Here is a 16354-nt window from a genome sequence, read left to right on the forward strand (position 1 = left end):
TCAACTCACCCTCATTTCAACGCTGCAAGATCTTGCAGCTTCCATTTCATTTCTCTTGCGATCTCGCGCGGGGTCAACGGTTCTGGACTCGTAATGTAGTTCGTGACGTTGATATCCCCTTCTTTTTGTTCGCCGATCACGCCACGCACCGCAGTCTCCACATAGCCCATCAGTGTATCGATCGGAGCGACTGCTTCAGCGCCGGCTTCGCCACCAATCATGGGGTTAGGCCCGTTCATACCAAAAAAAGTCGGTTGTGTCAAAATCCCACCTTTTGCAAAAAATTCTAGCGTTGGAGGTCCATTTTTGATCCAGTCTAAAGGATTTATCGAGCCATTCTTGATTCGAAATTGTGGTAATTTGATTTCAGGAAATTTCAAATTAAAATTAAATAATCCTTTTATCGTGTCTATTACTCCTTTTATGAAATCTTTTACTGCGTTCATCGGCCCTTCAACAGCACTTTTCACTCCATTAAAAATACCCGACACTGTATTGGACAAACTACTCCACACATTCGATATCGTATTTTTCACGGCATTTACTACTGTACTGATCGCTGAACTGATCCCATTCCAAATATTGGAGACCGTATTCCGCAGTCCGTTAAACAGATTCACTGCCGTTGAAACGATCCCACTGACTACAGATGAAACCACACTCTTGATGGCATTCCAGACCGTAGAAGCCACATTTCGAACACCGTTGAAAATATTCGTGATATTGTTCCATAACCCAGTAAAGAAGGAAACAACTGCGCTGACTACCGCTTGAACGATCGTACTGATCGTTGACTTGATTGCGTCCCATACCGCCAAAGCAGTATTTTTGATACCTTGCCAAATATTTGCTAGAGCAGGACCGATGGAAGACCAGTTCTGATAAAGATAGATTCCTATGGCTATCAAGGCAGTGATCGCCGCAATAACTAAGGTGATAGGCGAGGTCAGGACAGCCATGATCGCAGAAAATGCAGTAGTTGCAGCAGTAGCGATACTTGTTGCCGCGGCATATATACCTTGAGCGATCGCACCGGCGTTCAACGCAAGTGCAAGGACGCCAATAGCGCCAGCCACCAAAGTAATATAGGGTGCTGCTCCTTGCAATTGGGTCAAATCATTGATGAAGGAGCTGAAAAATCCAGGAAGCTGCTGGACAGCTCTGCCTGCATCTTCCAGACCTTTTGTGATATTTTCAATAATAGGCGTTAACGCTTCTAGTATCGGTGTGCCGATTTTCGCCAAGAAATCTTGCCAGCTTTGTTTCAGATTCTCCGTGACATTCTGATAATTCCCTGCTTCATTACTTGCCTGTCCGATAACGCCGGATTGTTCCAATAAATTTTTTGCATAATCAAGCCGTGTCGCTTGTTTGGTCGCTTCATCCAACTTTCCCCATTCCTCAGTTGAACCGACGATCCCTTCTTGGATGGCAAATTGGGCCATCTGCGTATCATCGGCTAATAAGCCAATCGATTCGCCTGCTTCATAATTGCCATTTAAAAAAGAAGTCATCGAACCTGACGCATCCTCGAGACTTGTCCCGTAAAAAGCTGAGGCATCTGCAGCTAGCATTGAAGCTTGTTCAGACTTCTTCATCGCTGTTTCGGTATCCATGCCCAATCCTTTGAACAACGAAGTCATGCTTGAAAAAGTGGGTTTGATGCGTTCAGGCAAGATGTTCATCTTGCTTCCCATTTTTTCGACGGTTTTTTGTGCGATCGGTTCAAGCTCTCCGAATACTTGACCGAATTGCGAGCTTAATTCCTGCGCGCTGGAAGCAGCCTGTACGGTCATTTTCCCAAAATCGATCATTTTTTCAGGTGTAAAAACAGCAGAGATTTTCTCTGATGCTTTCGTGAAAAAACCTTCCAACTTGTCTGCTACGGTGTTCCCCTTTTTTTCTGTTGCATCCAGGTCACTTGTGACTTGCTTGATATCCAGATTTATCGTGCCGATCAGTGTGAATACGTCTCCCATCCTCTCACCTCGCTTTCTGGAAGGTCATTCGGTTTGATGAACTGGTAAGCAAAGGCTAATGCTTTTTCCTGCTCTTCTTTGCTGATTGTTTTCGTTTGCTGATTCCTTCCTTTTCTGACGCCTTGCTGCTTCTTGAATTCATTGAACGATTGTGTCATTTGTGTGTGCAGCCATTGTTCTCTCAACGCTTCTTCCTGCTGTTCTTCAAACAGCCATAGGATAAAATCTGCTGTATCCCTTAGCGAGTATGTCCGCAAAAGCAGGAGAGGATCACCATATCTTTTGAACAGTAGATCCTTCACCCGAAGTTCGCCGTCTGTCAGTTCAATAAGGAAGCGATAGATGAGAAAAAATCGGAAAGCTCCGGTTTCTTGAAAAATTGAATGATCAATGTCGTATATTCTTTCAATCCCAAAGCTGAAATGTCCGAGACCCCTGTCTTGGTCAACTCTGCTAATAGTTCATTGATATCAGATTTCACGTTCTTTAGATTCAGCAATGTTTTTTGGAGCATAGAGGCTGCCATTTCCATGCCACGTTTCTGCGCCTCTTTTTCAACTTGTTTGTTCAGTTTCGGATCGTCTGTTTGAGCAGAAGCTGTCGGGTTTTTTTCAAATATTTTCACGAATTCATCTTTGACATCCAGTTTTCCGATAATCGATAATAAAGAAAACAGATCCTCACCTTTTAATTCTCGCATTTCCATTCTCATGATCATTCTCCTCCATTTGCTTTTTATGCTGTTGTTGTACTTGGATAATAGATACGCCACGGAAACTCGTCTTTGGCTAATTGTTCATAGGTTGCATTCGCAGTGATTTCCTGTTCGATCACTGCTTCTTTGTTATCCTCTGTTTTCAAAGCCAGTCCGCTTTTGACCAAACCTTGGTCGATGACAACGATGACCGGCTGCTTCGTTCCATTATGGATACCGGCGATCGCCAAAGAAGAAATATAATCTCCTTCACTCAAATAACGCTTTGGTTTGATGATCATATATCCTTCCGGCGCCTCTTCTTCAGTAGTCGAGGCAAGAGTGCCATTGATCGAGCGCCGCAAATTTTCTGCGGTCAGTTCAATCAGGTTCGCCTTGATCGAGGCAGTTGCAGACTCTAATACATTCAAGCCGACAACATCCATGACGTAAGTGCCATCTACTTCTACTTTTCGATAAGAAAGCTCCGAATTGAATTCTACACCGCCGCTAGTGGCGCCCATCGGTGTTCCTGTAAATTCTTTGGTTTCTGTGTCATATCTGAAATCAGTGAACACTGTCGCTGAATCAATAATGAAATTCTCTGCAGTTTTTTCTGTGTAACCTGTTTTAATCAATCCCATAGTTTATTAACCTCCAATCGACCGCTATATAAAAGCGGACGTTCCTTCTTTTCAATTGTTCGTCACCTGTTGGCACTTTTGCTGATCCTTCAAAGCGGAACGAAAGATTCAAAGCAGGCGTTAAAATCCGTTGATAATCAAGTGCTGTCTTTAGTTTCTCTTCTAAATTCAGTAGATTCAAAAATGAATCATCCCGATCAAACAGATCGATATCGAGATAAAAGCCATCCTGGTTGCGTCTGATCGGTTCAGAATCGAGATTGAATGTGCCGTAAGGATAGATGATATTCTTTCGTTTATTCATCTCGAAGAAGATTTCTGTATCTATCCCTTGCAGGATCTGTGTCAGCTCGATCAATAATCCTTCCATTTATCCTCCTCCATTAAACTTCGTGTTGTATTCCTCATCCAGCAATTGTTGGATCACTTGCTTGTTTTGGCGGAAAGCAGGCCTCAAAAAAGGGGAGGCTTCTGTTACGTTTGTTGCTTCTTCTGAGTCACTCTTGGTTTTATGCGCATTTTTGCTGATAGGTTCACCTGTTCCGAATTCGACGAGTGGCGCTTCTTGATCTTGGGACCCCAGTTTTCCAACAACCATTGCATCCGTTAACCGGACATCAGAAACAAGGTGATTACCTATGGCTCGATGCTCGCTTCCCAGATTCTTTTTCGCCGCATCCTTGACTACTTCCAACGCTTCTGTTGCAGCCGAGGCGGTAGCAGAAGCAATCAGATCAGTCACTGTTTCTTTTCTGCTGATAAACTGAAAATCACTTTTCATAACGATCCCCGCTAAACTTCAGATACAGTTCATTATGATGATGCAAGTTAAGTGGATCATCTGCTAGTGTGATCTCGTACCATCGATTCTCTTCGTCTATAAGCTTCATCGCATTTGTGATACCAGCTGTGTATTCAGTAGTCACTACGATATGGGTCGACTCTTCGACAAAGGCATTTTGCATGAGTTGACCGTCATCTCCTGACAAAAAATCCAGGTAACCGTCAATCACCGCATATTCCTCCCAGCTATCGCTCAGCCCGCCTATATGATCTGGGATTTGCTCTGATAGTTGTTGGATACGAAATCGTTGCGTTCTATACATCAGCCCCACCTCATTTTTTTATATTTGTTAAGAAAGTTGAACTTTGCAATAGGGAAGCCATCCACTGTCTCTGCTGTGCTCCGATCATCATAAGTAATCGTCATGCGTGCAATCGATTCTGATTTGATCCCTATTTTCGTACGCATCTGTTGGTTGTATTTGATCAGTTCTTCCACTCCGTAACGGATATCTGGCGGATACTCGATTTTCGTCAAGAATGCATCAAAAAAAGAACCATCAAAAAATGGTTCTTTAACAGTTGTTTCGATCGTTTTGTCCTTGATTGACAGGATTGTGGTCAGACCGTCATTTTGTCTTGAGCCGCTGATCTGGATCGTATCTCCTGCACGAAGGCCTTCTGGTGCGCTGACCAAAAGAATCGATTTATCAGAAAATGTGAGGTGTTTGTAACGGATGTAGATATTCTGGAACGGATTGTTGCTTAACTGACGAATCATTTGTTCATAGGCGTCTAATTCTCTCTGCTCTATAGCAGGATCGATCTTTTGCGCTTCTTCTAATGGGATAATCATCGTTTCGCTCCTTTCATTATCCAAACTAGCGGATGTCTTGGCCGGTCACTGTTATCTCCGTACGGAATGTTCCTGATACAAAAGTAAATACAGCAGTCCCAGGAGCATGGATCGTTCCAGTAAAAGATTCGCCTTCTTTTGAAATAGAAGCGATCGTCTCGTCGCTAGATGTCCCCACAGTATTTCCGATCACTGTTTCAGCATTTACTGCATCAACCGGGATAGTCGAAATGGTAAAGTTTTTAGTATCGCCTACTTTAGCGGTCCATGTTTTTTGACTGGCAATAATGCCTTCTGCTGTAGGCGCTAGACTTTTTTTATTGCTTTGACGATCGCCTTTTTATTCGTCTCTGGGATGTATGAACCGTATTTTACTAAGGATTGCATCGCCACACCAAAGAATTCAGGCACTTCAGTCAGCACGCGATATTCATTGAAACCGGTAAACGGTTTTCCGATTCCATCGGCAGAAAAATAAGCGACTTCATCTTCAACGAAACGTGCGGTCGGCGTCTCAATCAAGAAAAACCCTTTGAATTTATAAAGAGTATTGTCACTGATATTTACTTGCGCATTTTTATCGGTCTTCGCCAAATTGTTGTCAATGAGAAAATTATAAATATCGGGTGTGACATACGCACGTTTTGCAACATCAGGATCTACTTCATTATTTGCAAAAGCTGCCGAAGCATCATTGAACATTTTGATCACACTTGTCTCATCTATGGCAACAAGTTCGAGTACTTTCCCCGCATTTTCTGATAGTTTTGCTCCCAACGCTGCGTCAATCAGACGAATGATCGATGCACCTTGTTTTTCCTGTCTTTCAGCGACTGTCTGTTCTAGACCATCATTTAGATTACCGATATCAGCCCCTTCATTGATCGCTTTAGCCGCTTCATAATCCACATCGATGTCTTGAGCGATAATTTCATTCATTTCGCCCAAGCGCCCTCCAGTGAGCGATTTGGTCTTGTCATAATCATTTACGACAACATCCATATCGGAAACTTTCACTGTGAATGCTTTCGCACTGTTTGATACACCATCAAGGACTTCTAACGTCCCTCCGAAAGAATTCAGAAAATAAGATTTTGCTTTAAACAAGACAGGTAGTAATTCTTTGAATTGTTTTGAATAGATTTTTGTGGTCATTGATTTTTCCTCCAGTTAATTATATTTGGCCAAGATCTCAGCAAATGGATCATACGCTGCCGACGCTGTACCAGTTGGCAGCTTATTATCCATGATCTGGTACCCCGTTTGAGTTGTTTTTTCGTTGTGATGTTCTTCTGTCGAAAAATGTTCAGGTAAAGATGCCTGCAGCTCGTTGATTTTTTCTTCAAGTTCTTTGACTTGTCCGTCTTCGCCCAATTCTAATTTTCCTAATTTAAAAAGTACGTAATCAAGGTCTTTCACGTTTCTTGCTCGAAGTGCCTGTGTTGTCTGCAAGCTGATTCTCATTTCTTTGTTTTCTTCAATGGAACGAGCATATTTTTCCTGAAGAGCTGTCAATTCTTTTTGAACATCCGGATGTTCAGTCATCTGGTTCTTTACCGATTCGAAAGCTTCGGTTGTTTCCGTCAATTGTTTCGCTATATGGTTGTACTGATCTTTAGGAACAGCATTTACAGGAAATTGTTTGTCAATCTCTTTATTTGCCTGTTCTAGGTCGATCATTCCATCTTCATCGGTATGTTTGATCAAAATCTTGCGAATCCATTCCATGTTTGCCTCCATAGCATTTGTATAGCGGTCGCTTCCGCTTAGAGTTTTTTTGATATGCCAGACAGTTTATCGTCCTGTCCAAGACACGTTATTCACAGTGAATCAGAAGAGCCTTGTAAAGATACCTGCATTTCTTCCCAATCCAAATCAAACTGTTCACAGATCAATTTGAGGACGGTCGCATCATCTAAACGAGGGGCAATCTGCATGATTGAATTAATGATGATCTGCTTCGTTTCTGCCTCGGTCTTTTCGTTTGCAACCAGATCATTCTCGTTGACCATGACTTCACGTGTGAAAGTGAAAGAAACCTCTTTCGGATCATAGGATTTATTGAATCGGCGATTGATGTCCTCAATAACGAGCTTGTTCATCCATTCAAGCATGGCATGTAGTCGTGCTTCTGTTTTGTTTGCTTTCATATTCAGCAGTGTGTAGCGCGCTTTGATAACGATATTTGTGATATTGCCATCGCCGACTTGAGTCGAATCGAACGCCATCCCGAATTTGTAGATGTTTTCTTTGTCGATGTCCATTTTCGTCTTCCGACCTTCTGTAGGGATCGTGACTGTTTTGATATCCAGTCCGCCATCAGATCCAGTACCCACGACTTTCTTAGCTTTCACATTCTGACGTAGTTTAGATAAATCATCTCCCTGGAAACCAGATACGACATAGATTGCTTCCGCAAAGTCCTGCAAATTATTGGACAAGAAACAATTCATCAAGTCATAATCATCAATCAGCGCTTTGATTGGCTTCAAATCAGTGGTTTCTTTTTTGTTATTCGACAAACGGTAGAAAGGAATCTGACCATAACTTCGTTGCAGCAGAGTTCCTGTTTGAGTATCTACTGCCAGAACATGTGGCCTTGGATTAAGCTCTGACGGCTCCAATTTGAAACTTTTCGTGTTTTCTGCCTCAAAAAAATAAACGACCTGATCTGTCCAGATTTCAGCATGATGCAGGATTTCACGTTTCCCTTCTCTTTCGACTTCTGTATCATAATAGCGGCAAATACGCTGTAATTGATTTTCCTCATCATAGATCCCGAACACACAAAGGCTATCGGCGATTTGGAAACAGATACGGTCTTGCGCATTCGTCCGTGCAAAAACATATTCGGATCCTTTTTGACTCGCACCTTCGATCAGTTCTTGGAGTATGAGTTGAAAGTCAGGATCGTAATATTCTCTCAGGTATTTTTTCAGTGTTTCATCAGTTGTATCGTATTCCACTGGATTAGCCAGAAGATACTGCGTCTTCTGATCCACGATTTCAGGAAAAAAGCCATGAGGGATACGGATATTCGAAGCAAACCTGTCTTCTTTGAAGTTACCTTCATCATCGATATAAAAGATCCGATTATTCAGAATATCATTCTCATGTTCGTAATAGCGGACACCTTCTCTGGCTTCTCTTTTTTTCGAAGAATGGCTGTCCGCTTGAATCGCCTGTTTCAATCCGCTAGCGATCATTACTGGATCATCGCTCAATAAGGCATTCATGATCTCACCTCCTTAGTATAACCACTTGGTTGTATTTTTTAACTTCTGGATCAAGCTTGCTGCGCTGTCCGCGCAATCATCATGTTCGGCATTTTCTGTATAGTCCAGTATTTCCGAAAGATATTCGGGGTCGGTCTCTTCCAGCCACTTTATCTGGTTCCAATGTTTTCTCAAATAAGTAGAGATTTTGAGGAATTTATTCATTGATTCATGATATTCGCTGACCAGCTGCCCTTTCTGACGTAACTGTTTCGCCAAGTAACCCTTGTCGCCATTCGTTTCCACGTAGATCGTCCCCGCTCGATAATGGGCTTGTGTGGCGATGATTTCACTGAGACAATCATCCACATGTTTTTTCCATTTTTTTCCATAACCGATGATACAGCCATCTTTTTGTTCTTTAAAAATAGTGAATGCTGTGCTGTCTTCACCGCCATACGAAGCATCTATATGGGCAAATCCGTGATAGATCAAGGAACGTTCGTCCGTGTATTCTGGACTGGAAAATAAGGATTCTTCGTCTGCGATATGTTTCAATTCATAGTTTGCAGCAAATAAGGAAGGAGACATCACCTGCTGTAGTTGCTGTCGCTGTTTCATATCGATCAATCCAGTCTGATAGCAATCGAATCGCTGGATATTCGGCATCATGCTGATCGCGTCTTCCTTGTGCCAAGGCGTGCCAGTATTGATGAAGCGTCCGCCACGGTTCTTGACATTTTGTAATTCCTGATACTGTAGCTTCGTTCGTTCACGTTCTGCCCGACTGATCCGATCTTTGATATTGACGATATCATCAGTGATGATAATATCTGCATGTTTCCCAGTTAATGATGCGCCGATGCCCATACCGACGAGTTGAGAAGTTCCTTTGATGGCTGTTTTCAAATTCGTATCGATTTCTGTCGAGGTCCCTTTCCGGATGACCAGCTGGATACCGTACAGCTTTTCGACAATCTCTCGAAAAGTCGGGCTTTGTAGGATCCTTGCTACTTGAAGGATGATCTCTGTCACATCCTTATCGGTTTTCCTTAAGAAAAGGATCATTTTATTCGGGAGAAGAACAAGGAGCAAAGCAATCGCTACTGCGAGTGTCGTTGTTTTGTAAGATCCTCGATGTGCTAGCAGAGTCAAGTCTTCTGTATCGAATAAAAAGGCTCTTAACCATTCATTGTGTATTTTCTCCAAATCGGCAAATCCAGTTGATCGGGCAAATTCGATGGGCGTACCTTCGATTCGCATGAGCAATTTTTTCTGTTCTTCATTCATGAACGATCACTGCTTTGAAAAAGTATTTTTTCTTTTTAACTAGATTTTCTTTCTTTATCGTCTCATCACCTCATTTAGATAAATTGAAAAACAATGAGCTCGGCACCAGTTCGATCATCATTGATTCGTGTGTGCTGCTCTTTATTTTTCGACAATATCATTATTGCATGGGGGCCTTCTCCTTTATCTCCCATTTATTTCCCTTTATTCGAAAAAAAGATAGAGTCTCTCATAATTCCAAATAACGGTACTGCCGTCCTTTTGGGTCATTACGCTTTGTTCTTGCGAAAGTATTCACAGTACCAGGTGTATAGTCGACAACTCCTGCAATTTCTTTAGAAGTTCCCTTTGCGATGATTTTTTCTTTCCAATATACACCAATGATTTTAGCGCTTCGTCTGTTGTCTTTCGTCTGTGCCCATAATTTTTTTCCCAAACGGGTGACTTCGGTAACGACTTTCTCATCTTCTTCCCACTTCTCGTCATAAGTCAATTTCATGATTTGTTGCATCAGTGCTTCGTTTTCCGCATTTATCGATTTTCCCATTCTTCCACCTCTATTTTCTTGTTTTTATTTCTCGTGTGAATTCAGCTAAATGGAGTATTTATAAAGTGAGTATCCATTTTCCATTTTGCTTCTTCCATCAAAAGATCAAGCTGATTTTCAGTTGCTCGTAGAATCAAATCATTGAATCGAGGCATGATACTTAAAAGAAAGGCTATTTTTTCTTCTTTTGTCATTGTAGTCATAAACACCCCTTTATGTGTCGTAACGTTACATATCGATTATATGTAACGATTAGTTACTTGTCAAACGAAAAGTAACGATTAGATACATTCATTTTAGTTTTTTGTTAAGTAACACTGTGTTACAATATTAATGGAAAGTAGGTGTCGAGATGTTTCCTCAAAGAATTAAGGAACTACGGCTGAAAAAAAAATTAACACAACAAGAGGTTGCTACTCACCTAGGTATTACCCGACCTGCTTATACCGCGTATGAGAGCGGGAAAAGAGAACCGGACTTCGCTATTCTTCAACGTCTGGCTGAACTATTTGATGTAACGACTGATTATCTGCTAGGTGCGAACCAAACACCTGATTGGGCCGATAAAGATGATTTAGTTGAATTGGACAAGCTATTGGATTCCAATGTCAATATGGCATTCAATGGTGAGAATCTGACTGAAGAAGAAAAACAACGAGTAAAGGACGTCTTGACCGGTATCTTCTGGAAGATACGCAAGCAGGATAAAGACAAAGAGATGTGATAATTATGGAAATGGATACGATCGAATTAGTCGCAACTATCAGGCGCAGATTTGAAACCGCTAACCCTTTTGCTATCTGCGAAAAATTAGGTATTGAAATCATGTATGTCCCTTTTTTAGAAAATCCAAAGGGGCAGTTTCAAGAGGTCTTAGGTCGGCCGATCATTTTTCTCAATGAAGCGCTGAAATTCAGTGAGGAACGTTTTTATGTATGCGCGCATGAGCTTGGACATGCCCTTTTCCATCAAGGGATGTCAAGCTACTATGTGTCGAATCAAAAATCACGAAGCAAATCTGAAAGTGAAGCAAACTGCTTTGCAACAAACCTGATCGTCTCTTTATATAAAGAAGACTATCAGACCTATCCTAGAAAAGTAGATGAATTGAGAAATCTTTATGGACTTCCAGATTCTTCGTATCGATTTCTGATTTAAGTCGCTTTATCTGTTATTTGTCAGACAATAATCGTTATACTATCTCACTTTGTTTTATCCCTATCATTCTTTGTTCCTTTGCTTAAACAATTCTTAATTAGAGATATGTTGAGCTTTGTGGTATACTAGTATTTGGAATTTCGTTATCAACATCTCGTTGCCTTTCGTTATGAAACAAAGAAAGGAGAATGACTATGACATTCTATAACAAAGAATTACAGTATCGTGTAACCTTGAATACAGATCTGAATCTATTTATCGTTTTTGACAAAAAAGATTCTAATCGTGTAGCGACAGGCGTAACGATCGAACAAGCAGTTCAAGAATTGAAAAAATCCGCATAGGAGTGAAACTCTCACATGAACGATTGCAGTTCTGATACTCTTTGAAAGCACCTGCTGGACGAAACAGTAGGTGTTTTTTGTGTCTTCTGCCCCTCTTTTTCCCGCCATTTTATCTAGAATGCTTTGGAAATCTGCCTCTGTTAACCAAAAATAACAATTTATCAACTAAAAAATATCTTTTATCCACATAAAAAAGCAAAAAAAACAATTGTTAGCTCCTATATATAAGTGTTATAATAAATTTCTGAAAGCGCATCTATATCAGAATTGATCTATATCTGAAAAAGTGAAGAACAACACATAGACTGAAGAATCATTTATTTTTTTGATACATACTTGAACACCCAGCTCCTATTTATATAACTTTTCAAAAGATAGAAAATAAACATCTTATCCATCGCTTCTCTCGAACATTTTGGCGACTACTCCTACCTGCCATCAAGTGGGAGCAAATTTATTTTATTTTGGAGGCAAAAATGGGTAAAAAAGTGTTAGGGGAAGATGGAAAGTATTATAAAGTAAAGAAACCTTTCTATAAAAAAGTTTGGTTTTGGGTACTAGTGATTGTGGTCATCGCAATCGGCGGGTCTTTGAATGGCGAGGAAAAAGGCGCCGCGTCAAAAGACAAAGAAAATGAAACAGCTAAAGTCAAAAATACTGATACAAGCACTGCAAGCACAGTTCCTGAAAGTTCAGTTAGTTCAGTTTCTGAAACAGTCAAATCCGAAACAACTGTTTCCACGACTGTAGAAACAGTCGAGAAGGTTCCAACTGAATATAAATCAGCTTTGAACAAAGGAAAATCTTATGCTAAAACGATGCATATGTCCAAACAAGGCGTATACGATCAATTGACTTCAGAATATGGAGAAAGTTTTGCTCCCGAAGCTGCTCAATATGCGATTGACAATCTGTCTACTGATTGGAACGCGAACGCTTTGGCTAAAGCAGAAAGCTACTCTGATACGATGAACATGTCTAAACAAGGAATTTTCGATCAGCTGACTTCAGAAGCAGGTGAACGTTTTACTGCGGAAGAAGCACAATACGCAATCGACAATCTAAAAGCTGATTATAATAAGAATGCTTTGGCTAAAGCAAAGAGTTATCAAGAACAAATGTCGATGTCACCTGATGCGATCAGGGATCAACTGACTTCAGCAGCTGGTGAACAATTCACACCTGAAGAAGCTGATTATGCAGTTCAGCATCTGAATGAGTAATTTCTTACTATGAAAAACGAAGAAGCCGGTTATCTATAAGAATCGGCTATCTTCTATTTTTCTATCTTCTTATCCAGCAATCGATGCAGTGTAGACAAATAAAATGACTTTTAAATGGAGGGTAAAAAAATGGCATTATTCGGAAACATCGTTCAAGGCGCTTTAGGGAATTATTCAGAAAAAACGCCCCAAGAATTGACACAGGAATATGGCGGTTATTTATTTGACAACGAAGAGATCACTATGGGGTATCAATTAATCAGAGATGCCCTGATCTTCACGAACCATCGGATCATTTTTGTAGACAAACAAGGCGCAACAGGCAAAAAAACTGCTTTTCGTTCCATCCATCTCGATTCGATCGTAGAAGTGGAAATGGAGACGGCCGGCACGGGATTAGACGACAGTGAAATTACAATCACTTATCTGACTAATGTATTCCAACGTTCGAATAACGAAAGCCATCTGACGCATAAATTCGAATTTCCGAAAAAAACAGACATTCTTCCTTTATACCGCTATCTAGGAAACGTCAGTATGACGAATAGAGAAAGAATCAACCATTAAAGAACACAAAAAATTTGCGAAACAGTTGATCGACACTGTCTCGCAATTTTTTTATCTATCACTATGCTCTGTTTTGGTTTTGTACTTTAACCGCCTCATAAAGTCCCTGGAGATAAGCAATCCCCAATGCTCTGTCATATAGTCCATAACCTGGCATCGCCACTTCTCCCCAAATCGTACGACCATGATCTGGCCGGATCGGTCCATCAAACCCGGATTCTACTAGCGCCTTCATGATGGCATACATATCTAGGGAGCCTTCCGATGATAAATGAGCGGTTTCTTTGAACTTTCGATCGCCTAGGAAAAGGACATTCCTGAAATGGACAAAATTGATTCTGTCCCCCACCTCTCGGATCATTTCAACCAAATCGTTTTTCGGATCTGCTCCTAGTGAACCTGTACAGAAAGTCAGACCGTTGTATGGAGAATCAACAGCAGTCAGGATTCTTTTTAGATCCGTCAAATTTTTCGTGATGCGGGGCAACCCAAAGATCTCCCATGGTGGATCATCTGGATGGATAGCCATTTTCACGTCCATTTCTTCACAGACAGGAATGATTTTTCTTAGAAAATAAGTCAGATTTTCGAATAACTTCTCTTCTGTGACCCCATCGTACAGCTCGATCAGCGAATTGAATTTTTTTAGTCGTTCTTCTTCCCACCCTGGTAGTTTGAACCCTTTTGACTGACTATGGATCAATTGGTACATCTCACCAGGTGCCATTTTCTCTACTACTTGCTGATCGTACATCAGCGAGAAGCTGCCATCTTGATTCTGATAAAAAAGATCAGTCTTCGCCCAGCCGAATATCGGTTTGAAACTATAGCAGATCAGATGAACGCCGCATCTCGACAGATTCTTGATCGTTTGGATATAGTGATCGATATAGAAATCTCTGTCCTTTGTTCCTGCTTTGATCGCGTCATGTATCGCAACACTTTCTATCCCTAGAAGTTCTAATCCCTGCTGCTCGATCGACTCTTTCAGTTCTTGTATTTCTGCGATTTCCCACACATCTCCTGGCATCTTTGTCAGCAATGTCCCGATGATCCCATTGATGCCTGGGATCTGCCGGATATTTTCTAGCGGGATCGAGTCACCTTTTTCACCATACCATCTAAAACCCCATTTCATTTTCTCCGCCTCTTTCTTAAAATTCTTCTTCAAGCTCCTCTTCCTCTTCAGCCTGATTCTGCCAGACACTGACACTCGCTGTCCCTTGGGCTGAAATCTGCTGAACTGCTTCTTCGATCGGCGAATGCAGCAGCTGGTGATTGATCGCTTCTATCAGCATCGGCAGATTGACGCCACTGATCACATAAATAGCTTCTTCGAGTTCTTCACTCAATTCATTTGAAGCTAAAAGCGACTGATTGTAGGGGCTAGCACTAAGCATGTCAGCAAATACGATCACACCTTCACCTTGAGCTGTCTGTTGTATCTTTTCTTTGAGTTTCTCTCCCAGTTTCTGGACATCCTCTCCTTGTTTCAACTGGATGGTTTCGATCTGGCTTGCTGTTCCGAGAATCACTTCTGCTGCATCTTTTAAGCCTGTACTCAATTCGCCATGTGTGGCAATAACGATTCCTATCATTTGTTTCTCCTTTCCGTCAACTGAATAGTTCGAGTATCTCTTCCATATGACCAAGATCCATCGATTTTCGTTTCAAGTCTTTCTTTGACAGATAATATGCGTGCGTCTGTTCATCGACCCTTGCGCTATAGATATAATTGATCCGATTGACTGGCAGACCTTTCTTATTGTTTGCTGTTTGATCTTCTTTCTCTGAAAAATAATTGCCTTCATATCGAAGCGGGGCATTCGCTCCTACTGAATCTAGAAAAAAGAACTGGCAAGTCTTTTTGGCCGAGTCTCTGATCACTTGCAGCCCTTCATCGCCATAACAGCCTTCATCAATAAAGGCATAAGCAATGGAAGGATCTTCAAGACGATCGATCATTTTCAACATCGTCAAAATGGAAGACGTGTTTCTTACTGCGGTCTGCTTATTGGATAATCCTCGAGCTGTTTTCCCAAAAAAGTAGAAGTAAATGCCGAACAAACAGGCAAAAAGGATCGTTTGCGTAGAAAAGAATGCCATATCCGATCGACTGCTCCTCATATAAATGACCGTCCCAATGATACCTGCTGAGATCAAAAGAACGATTCCGAGTATAAGTGAAAAAAGTGTCTGGTTCCGCTGTCCTTTTCGATCGAAAAATCGATACTTCCCTATATGCTTCAGAGGAGTGTCGTAATAAGTACAGATGATTTTATCTGCATTCTCAATGTCCCCCACGTAGACATTTCTTGAATGGTAATTCGCATAGTTATAAGCGACAACATTCACATCCTCGCGTATGGCATAAAGGTCCGTGAACAAAGCAGAAAGAAATCGCTGTTTATTTTTCTTCGTTCTTCTGGTCCGATAGACAAAACTATAGCGGAATAACCAGTCTTGAAATTTTTCATCTTTCTGCATGTGGAATCTTCCTTTCATCTCCATTGGTTCTAAGATTATTATTTCCGTGTGATCTTACAAGCCGAAACGGCCCAATACCTCTTTTAAGCTTGTTTTCGGTGCAGAAGGCGTTGCTTGGAAATAAATGTTTTCAACGCCATAGGATTCGTTGAGTTCCTTTAACTTTTCTGCATCTGTTTGATTTAAATAAACAGATTTCGTTACTAGGATATCTTTTTCAGGGTCTTTTTGAGCGATCCCTCCGATATTCAGTTCTTTCATGGGAATCCCGTGTTTTACCAGTTCGTAGATCACTGATACTGTTTTTGCAATCAAGATACAGTTATAGTCTTTAAACTGATATTCATCCCAATAGAATTTTGCTTTGTCTGGCGTAATGACAATCGTTTTCTGTCCGGTACGACTTCCCGCGTTTTTATAAAGATCCCGCATGAATTTATCCTTCGCTACCACCTCGTCTACGACAAAAATCGAATTCACTCCATTTTTTTGTGATAAAGTAACCATGACTTGTCCGTGGATCAATCGCTCATCCACTCGCGCTAGATTTACTACACCCATCACTCA

At 41.2% G+C, this 16354-nt stretch carries 24 protein-coding genes; 5 read left to right on the plus strand and 19 right to left on the minus strand.

Annotated features, from left to right (window positions below):
- Positions 1-11: 11 nt before the first annotated feature.
- The 15 genes from G7Y42_RS10680 to G7Y42_RS10750 all read right to left on the minus strand — a co-directional run bounded on the left by G7Y42_RS10680 (position 12) and on the right by G7Y42_RS10750 (position 10211).
- A complete protein-coding gene (locus G7Y42_RS10680; RefSeq protein WP_165005995.1) occupies positions 12-1979 on the minus strand; it encodes a hypothetical protein in 1968 nt (655 codons plus the stop codon).
- Entirely contained in the window at positions 1958-2281 is a 324-nt protein-coding gene (locus tag G7Y42_RS15005) for a peptide methionine sulfoxide reductase (protein WP_241161948.1), read from the minus strand. Before G7Y42_RS15005 ends, G7Y42_RS10680 begins: the two co-directional genes overlap by 22 nt.
- A gap of 17 nt (positions 2282-2298) precedes the next feature.
- A complete protein-coding gene (locus G7Y42_RS10690) occupies positions 2299-2691 on the minus strand; it encodes a hypothetical protein (RefSeq protein WP_165005996.1) in 393 nt (130 codons plus the stop codon).
- A gap of 23 nt (positions 2692-2714) precedes the next feature.
- Entirely contained in the window at positions 2715-3317 is a 603-nt protein-coding gene (locus G7Y42_RS10695) for a hypothetical protein (protein ID WP_165005997.1), read from the minus strand.
- On the minus strand, positions 3304-3687 hold the full coding sequence (locus G7Y42_RS10700) for a hypothetical protein (RefSeq protein ID WP_165005998.1): 384 nt from the start codon (positions 3685-3687) through the stop codon (positions 3304-3306). Before G7Y42_RS10700 ends, G7Y42_RS10695 begins: the two co-directional genes overlap by 14 nt.
- Complete coding sequence (locus tag G7Y42_RS10705; protein ID WP_165005999.1) at positions 3688-4098, minus strand: HK97-gp10 family putative phage morphogenesis protein; 411 nt, start codon at positions 4096-4098, stop codon at positions 3688-3690. It abuts the gene before it with no gap.
- Entirely contained in the window at positions 4088-4423 is a 336-nt protein-coding gene (locus tag G7Y42_RS10710) for a head-tail adaptor protein (RefSeq protein ID WP_165006000.1), read from the minus strand. Before G7Y42_RS10710 ends, G7Y42_RS10705 begins: the two co-directional genes overlap by 11 nt.
- On the minus strand, positions 4423-4956 hold the full coding sequence (locus tag G7Y42_RS10715) for a hypothetical protein (protein ID WP_165038190.1): 534 nt from the start codon (positions 4954-4956) through the stop codon (positions 4423-4425). Before G7Y42_RS10715 ends, G7Y42_RS10710 begins: the two co-directional genes overlap by 1 nt.
- Positions 4957-4981: 25 nt before the next feature.
- Positions 4982-5149, minus strand: coding sequence for a hypothetical protein (locus tag G7Y42_RS15010; protein WP_241161949.1), 168 nt, complete (start codon positions 5147-5149; stop codon positions 4982-4984).
- Between the two features lie 113 nt (positions 5150-5262).
- Positions 5263-6111, minus strand: coding sequence for a capsid protein (locus tag G7Y42_RS10725; protein ID WP_165006002.1), 849 nt, complete (start codon positions 6109-6111; stop codon positions 5263-5265).
- Positions 6112-6126: 15 nt separating this feature from the next.
- Positions 6127-6684: a scaffolding protein gene (locus tag G7Y42_RS10730; protein ID WP_165006003.1), complete on the minus strand. Its 558-nt coding sequence runs from the start codon at positions 6682-6684 to the stop codon at positions 6127-6129.
- Positions 6685-6776: 92 nt separating this feature from the next.
- Entirely contained in the window at positions 6777-8192 is a 1416-nt protein-coding gene (locus G7Y42_RS10735) for a phage portal protein (RefSeq protein WP_165006004.1), read from the minus strand.
- Positions 8193-8204: 12 nt separating this feature from the next.
- Positions 8205-9461 (minus strand): hypothetical protein, encoded by a 1257-nt coding sequence (locus tag G7Y42_RS10740; RefSeq protein WP_165006005.1) that lies wholly within the window; start codon positions 9459-9461, stop codon positions 8205-8207.
- A 229-nt stretch (positions 9462-9690) separates the two neighbouring features.
- A complete protein-coding gene (locus G7Y42_RS10745) occupies positions 9691-10008 on the minus strand; it encodes a hypothetical protein (RefSeq protein WP_165006006.1) in 318 nt (105 codons plus the stop codon).
- Between the two features lie 41 nt (positions 10009-10049).
- The gene (locus G7Y42_RS10750) at positions 10050-10211 is read right to left on the minus strand and encodes a hypothetical protein (RefSeq protein ID WP_165006007.1); all 162 of its coding nucleotides are present in this window, start codon (positions 10209-10211) and stop codon (positions 10050-10052) included.
- A 149-nt stretch (positions 10212-10360) separates the two neighbouring features.
- Between G7Y42_RS10750 and G7Y42_RS10755 the strand changes: the two genes are divergently transcribed.
- The 5 genes from G7Y42_RS10755 to G7Y42_RS10775 all read left to right on the plus strand — a co-directional run bounded on the left by G7Y42_RS10755 (position 10361) and on the right by G7Y42_RS10775 (position 13300).
- The gene (locus G7Y42_RS10755; protein ID WP_165006008.1) at positions 10361-10732 is read left to right on the plus strand and encodes a helix-turn-helix transcriptional regulator; all 372 of its coding nucleotides are present in this window, start codon (positions 10361-10363) and stop codon (positions 10730-10732) included.
- A gap of 5 nt (positions 10733-10737) precedes the next feature.
- Entirely contained in the window at positions 10738-11166 is a 429-nt protein-coding gene (locus G7Y42_RS10760) for an ImmA/IrrE family metallo-endopeptidase (protein ID WP_165006009.1), read from the plus strand.
- Between the two features lie 194 nt (positions 11167-11360).
- A complete protein-coding gene (locus G7Y42_RS10765) occupies positions 11361-11510 on the plus strand; it encodes a hypothetical protein (RefSeq protein WP_165006010.1) in 150 nt (49 codons plus the stop codon).
- A gap of 476 nt (positions 11511-11986) precedes the next feature.
- Entirely contained in the window at positions 11987-12733 is a 747-nt protein-coding gene (locus G7Y42_RS10770; RefSeq protein WP_165006011.1) for an Ltp family lipoprotein, read from the plus strand.
- A gap of 129 nt (positions 12734-12862) precedes the next feature.
- Positions 12863-13300 (plus strand): PH domain-containing protein, encoded by a 438-nt coding sequence (locus tag G7Y42_RS10775; RefSeq protein ID WP_165006012.1) that lies wholly within the window; start codon positions 12863-12865, stop codon positions 13298-13300.
- Between the two features lie 61 nt (positions 13301-13361).
- Here the strand turns inward: G7Y42_RS10775 and uxuA are convergent, their stop codons facing one another.
- Genes uxuA through G7Y42_RS10795 form a run of 4 tightly spaced genes read right to left on the minus strand, consistent with a single transcriptional unit; the run spans position 13362 to position 16348 of the window.
- Positions 13362-14438, minus strand: coding sequence for a mannonate dehydratase (gene uxuA / locus G7Y42_RS10780; RefSeq protein ID WP_165006013.1), 1077 nt, complete (start codon positions 14436-14438; stop codon positions 13362-13364).
- A gap of 16 nt (positions 14439-14454) precedes the next feature.
- Positions 14455-14898 carry a PTS sugar transporter subunit IIA gene (locus tag G7Y42_RS10785; RefSeq protein ID WP_165006014.1) on the minus strand — a complete coding sequence of 148 codons (444 nt, stop codon included), beginning with the start codon at positions 14896-14898 and terminating at the stop codon, positions 14455-14457.
- 16 nt (positions 14899-14914) lie between these two features.
- Positions 14915-15787, minus strand: a complete 873-nt coding sequence (locus G7Y42_RS10790; protein ID WP_165006015.1) for a hypothetical protein — start codon at positions 15785-15787, stop codon at positions 14915-14917.
- A 54-nt stretch (positions 15788-15841) separates the two neighbouring features.
- Positions 15842-16348, minus strand: coding sequence for a PTS sugar transporter subunit IIB (locus G7Y42_RS10795; protein WP_165006016.1), 507 nt, complete (start codon positions 16346-16348; stop codon positions 15842-15844).
- Positions 16349-16354 lie beyond the last annotated feature (6 nt).

The sequence above is a fragment of the Enterococcus sp. ZJ1622 genome (assembly GCF_011038845.1).
GTDB lineage: Bacteria > Bacillota > Bacilli > Lactobacillales > Enterococcaceae > Enterococcus_B.

Bases quoted from the DNA above. Each gene is read 5' to 3' on its own strand.
- G7Y42_RS10680 (WP_165005995.1), bottom strand. From the start codon at position 1,979: ATGGGAGACGTATTCACACTGATCGGCACGATAAATCTGGATATCAAG.
- G7Y42_RS10690 (WP_165005996.1), bottom strand. From the start codon at position 2,691: ATGAGAATGGAAATGCGAGAATTAAAAGGTGAGGATCTGTTTTCTTTA.
- G7Y42_RS10695 (WP_165005997.1), bottom strand. From the start codon at position 3,317: ATGGGATTGATTAAAACAGGTTACACAGAAAAAACTGCAGAGAATTTC.
- G7Y42_RS10700 (WP_165005998.1), bottom strand. From the start codon at position 3,687: ATGGAAGGATTATTGATCGAGCTGACACAGATCCTGCAAGGGATAGAT.
- G7Y42_RS10705 (WP_165005999.1), bottom strand. From the start codon at position 4,098: ATGAAAAGTGATTTTCAGTTTATCAGCAGAAAAGAAACAGTGACTGAT.
- G7Y42_RS10710 (WP_165006000.1), bottom strand. From the start codon at position 4,423: ATGTATAGAACGCAACGATTTCGTATCCAACAACTATCAGAGCAAATC.
- G7Y42_RS10715 (WP_165038190.1), bottom strand. From the start codon at position 4,956: ATGATTATCCCATTAGAAGAAGCGCAAAAGATCGATCCTGCTATAGAG.
- G7Y42_RS10725 (WP_165006002.1), bottom strand. From the start codon at position 6,111: ATGACCACAAAAATCTATTCAAAACAATTCAAAGAATTACTACCTGTC.
- G7Y42_RS10730 (WP_165006003.1), bottom strand. From the start codon at position 6,684: ATGGAATGGATTCGCAAGATTTTGATCAAACATACCGATGAAGATGGA.
- G7Y42_RS10735 (WP_165006004.1), bottom strand. From the start codon at position 8,192: ATGAATGCCTTATTGAGCGATGATCCAGTAATGATCGCTAGCGGATTG.
- G7Y42_RS10740 (WP_165006005.1), bottom strand. From the start codon at position 9,461: ATGAATGAAGAACAGAAAAAATTGCTCATGCGAATCGAAGGTACGCCC.
- G7Y42_RS10745 (WP_165006006.1), bottom strand. From the start codon at position 10,008: ATGGGAAAATCGATAAATGCGGAAAACGAAGCACTGATGCAACAAATC.
- G7Y42_RS10750 (WP_165006007.1), bottom strand. From the start codon at position 10,211: ATGACTACAATGACAAAAGAAGAAAAAATAGCCTTTCTTTTAAGTATC.
- G7Y42_RS10755 (WP_165006008.1), top strand. From the start codon at position 10,361: ATGTTTCCTCAAAGAATTAAGGAACTACGGCTGAAAAAAAAATTAACA.
- G7Y42_RS10760 (WP_165006009.1), top strand. From the start codon at position 10,738: ATGGAAATGGATACGATCGAATTAGTCGCAACTATCAGGCGCAGATTT.
- G7Y42_RS10765 (WP_165006010.1), top strand. From the start codon at position 11,361: ATGACATTCTATAACAAAGAATTACAGTATCGTGTAACCTTGAATACA.
- G7Y42_RS10770 (WP_165006011.1), top strand. From the start codon at position 11,987: ATGGGTAAAAAAGTGTTAGGGGAAGATGGAAAGTATTATAAAGTAAAG.
- G7Y42_RS10775 (WP_165006012.1), top strand. From the start codon at position 12,863: ATGGCATTATTCGGAAACATCGTTCAAGGCGCTTTAGGGAATTATTCA.
- uxuA (WP_165006013.1), bottom strand. From the start codon at position 14,438: ATGAAATGGGGTTTTAGATGGTATGGTGAAAAAGGTGACTCGATCCCG.
- G7Y42_RS10785 (WP_165006014.1), bottom strand. From the start codon at position 14,898: ATGATAGGAATCGTTATTGCCACACATGGCGAATTGAGTACAGGCTTA.
- G7Y42_RS10790 (WP_165006015.1), bottom strand. From the start codon at position 15,787: ATGCAGAAAGATGAAAAATTTCAAGACTGGTTATTCCGCTATAGTTTT.
- G7Y42_RS10795 (WP_165006016.1), bottom strand. From the start codon at position 16,348: ATGGGTGTAGTAAATCTAGCGCGAGTGGATGAGCGATTGATCCACGGA.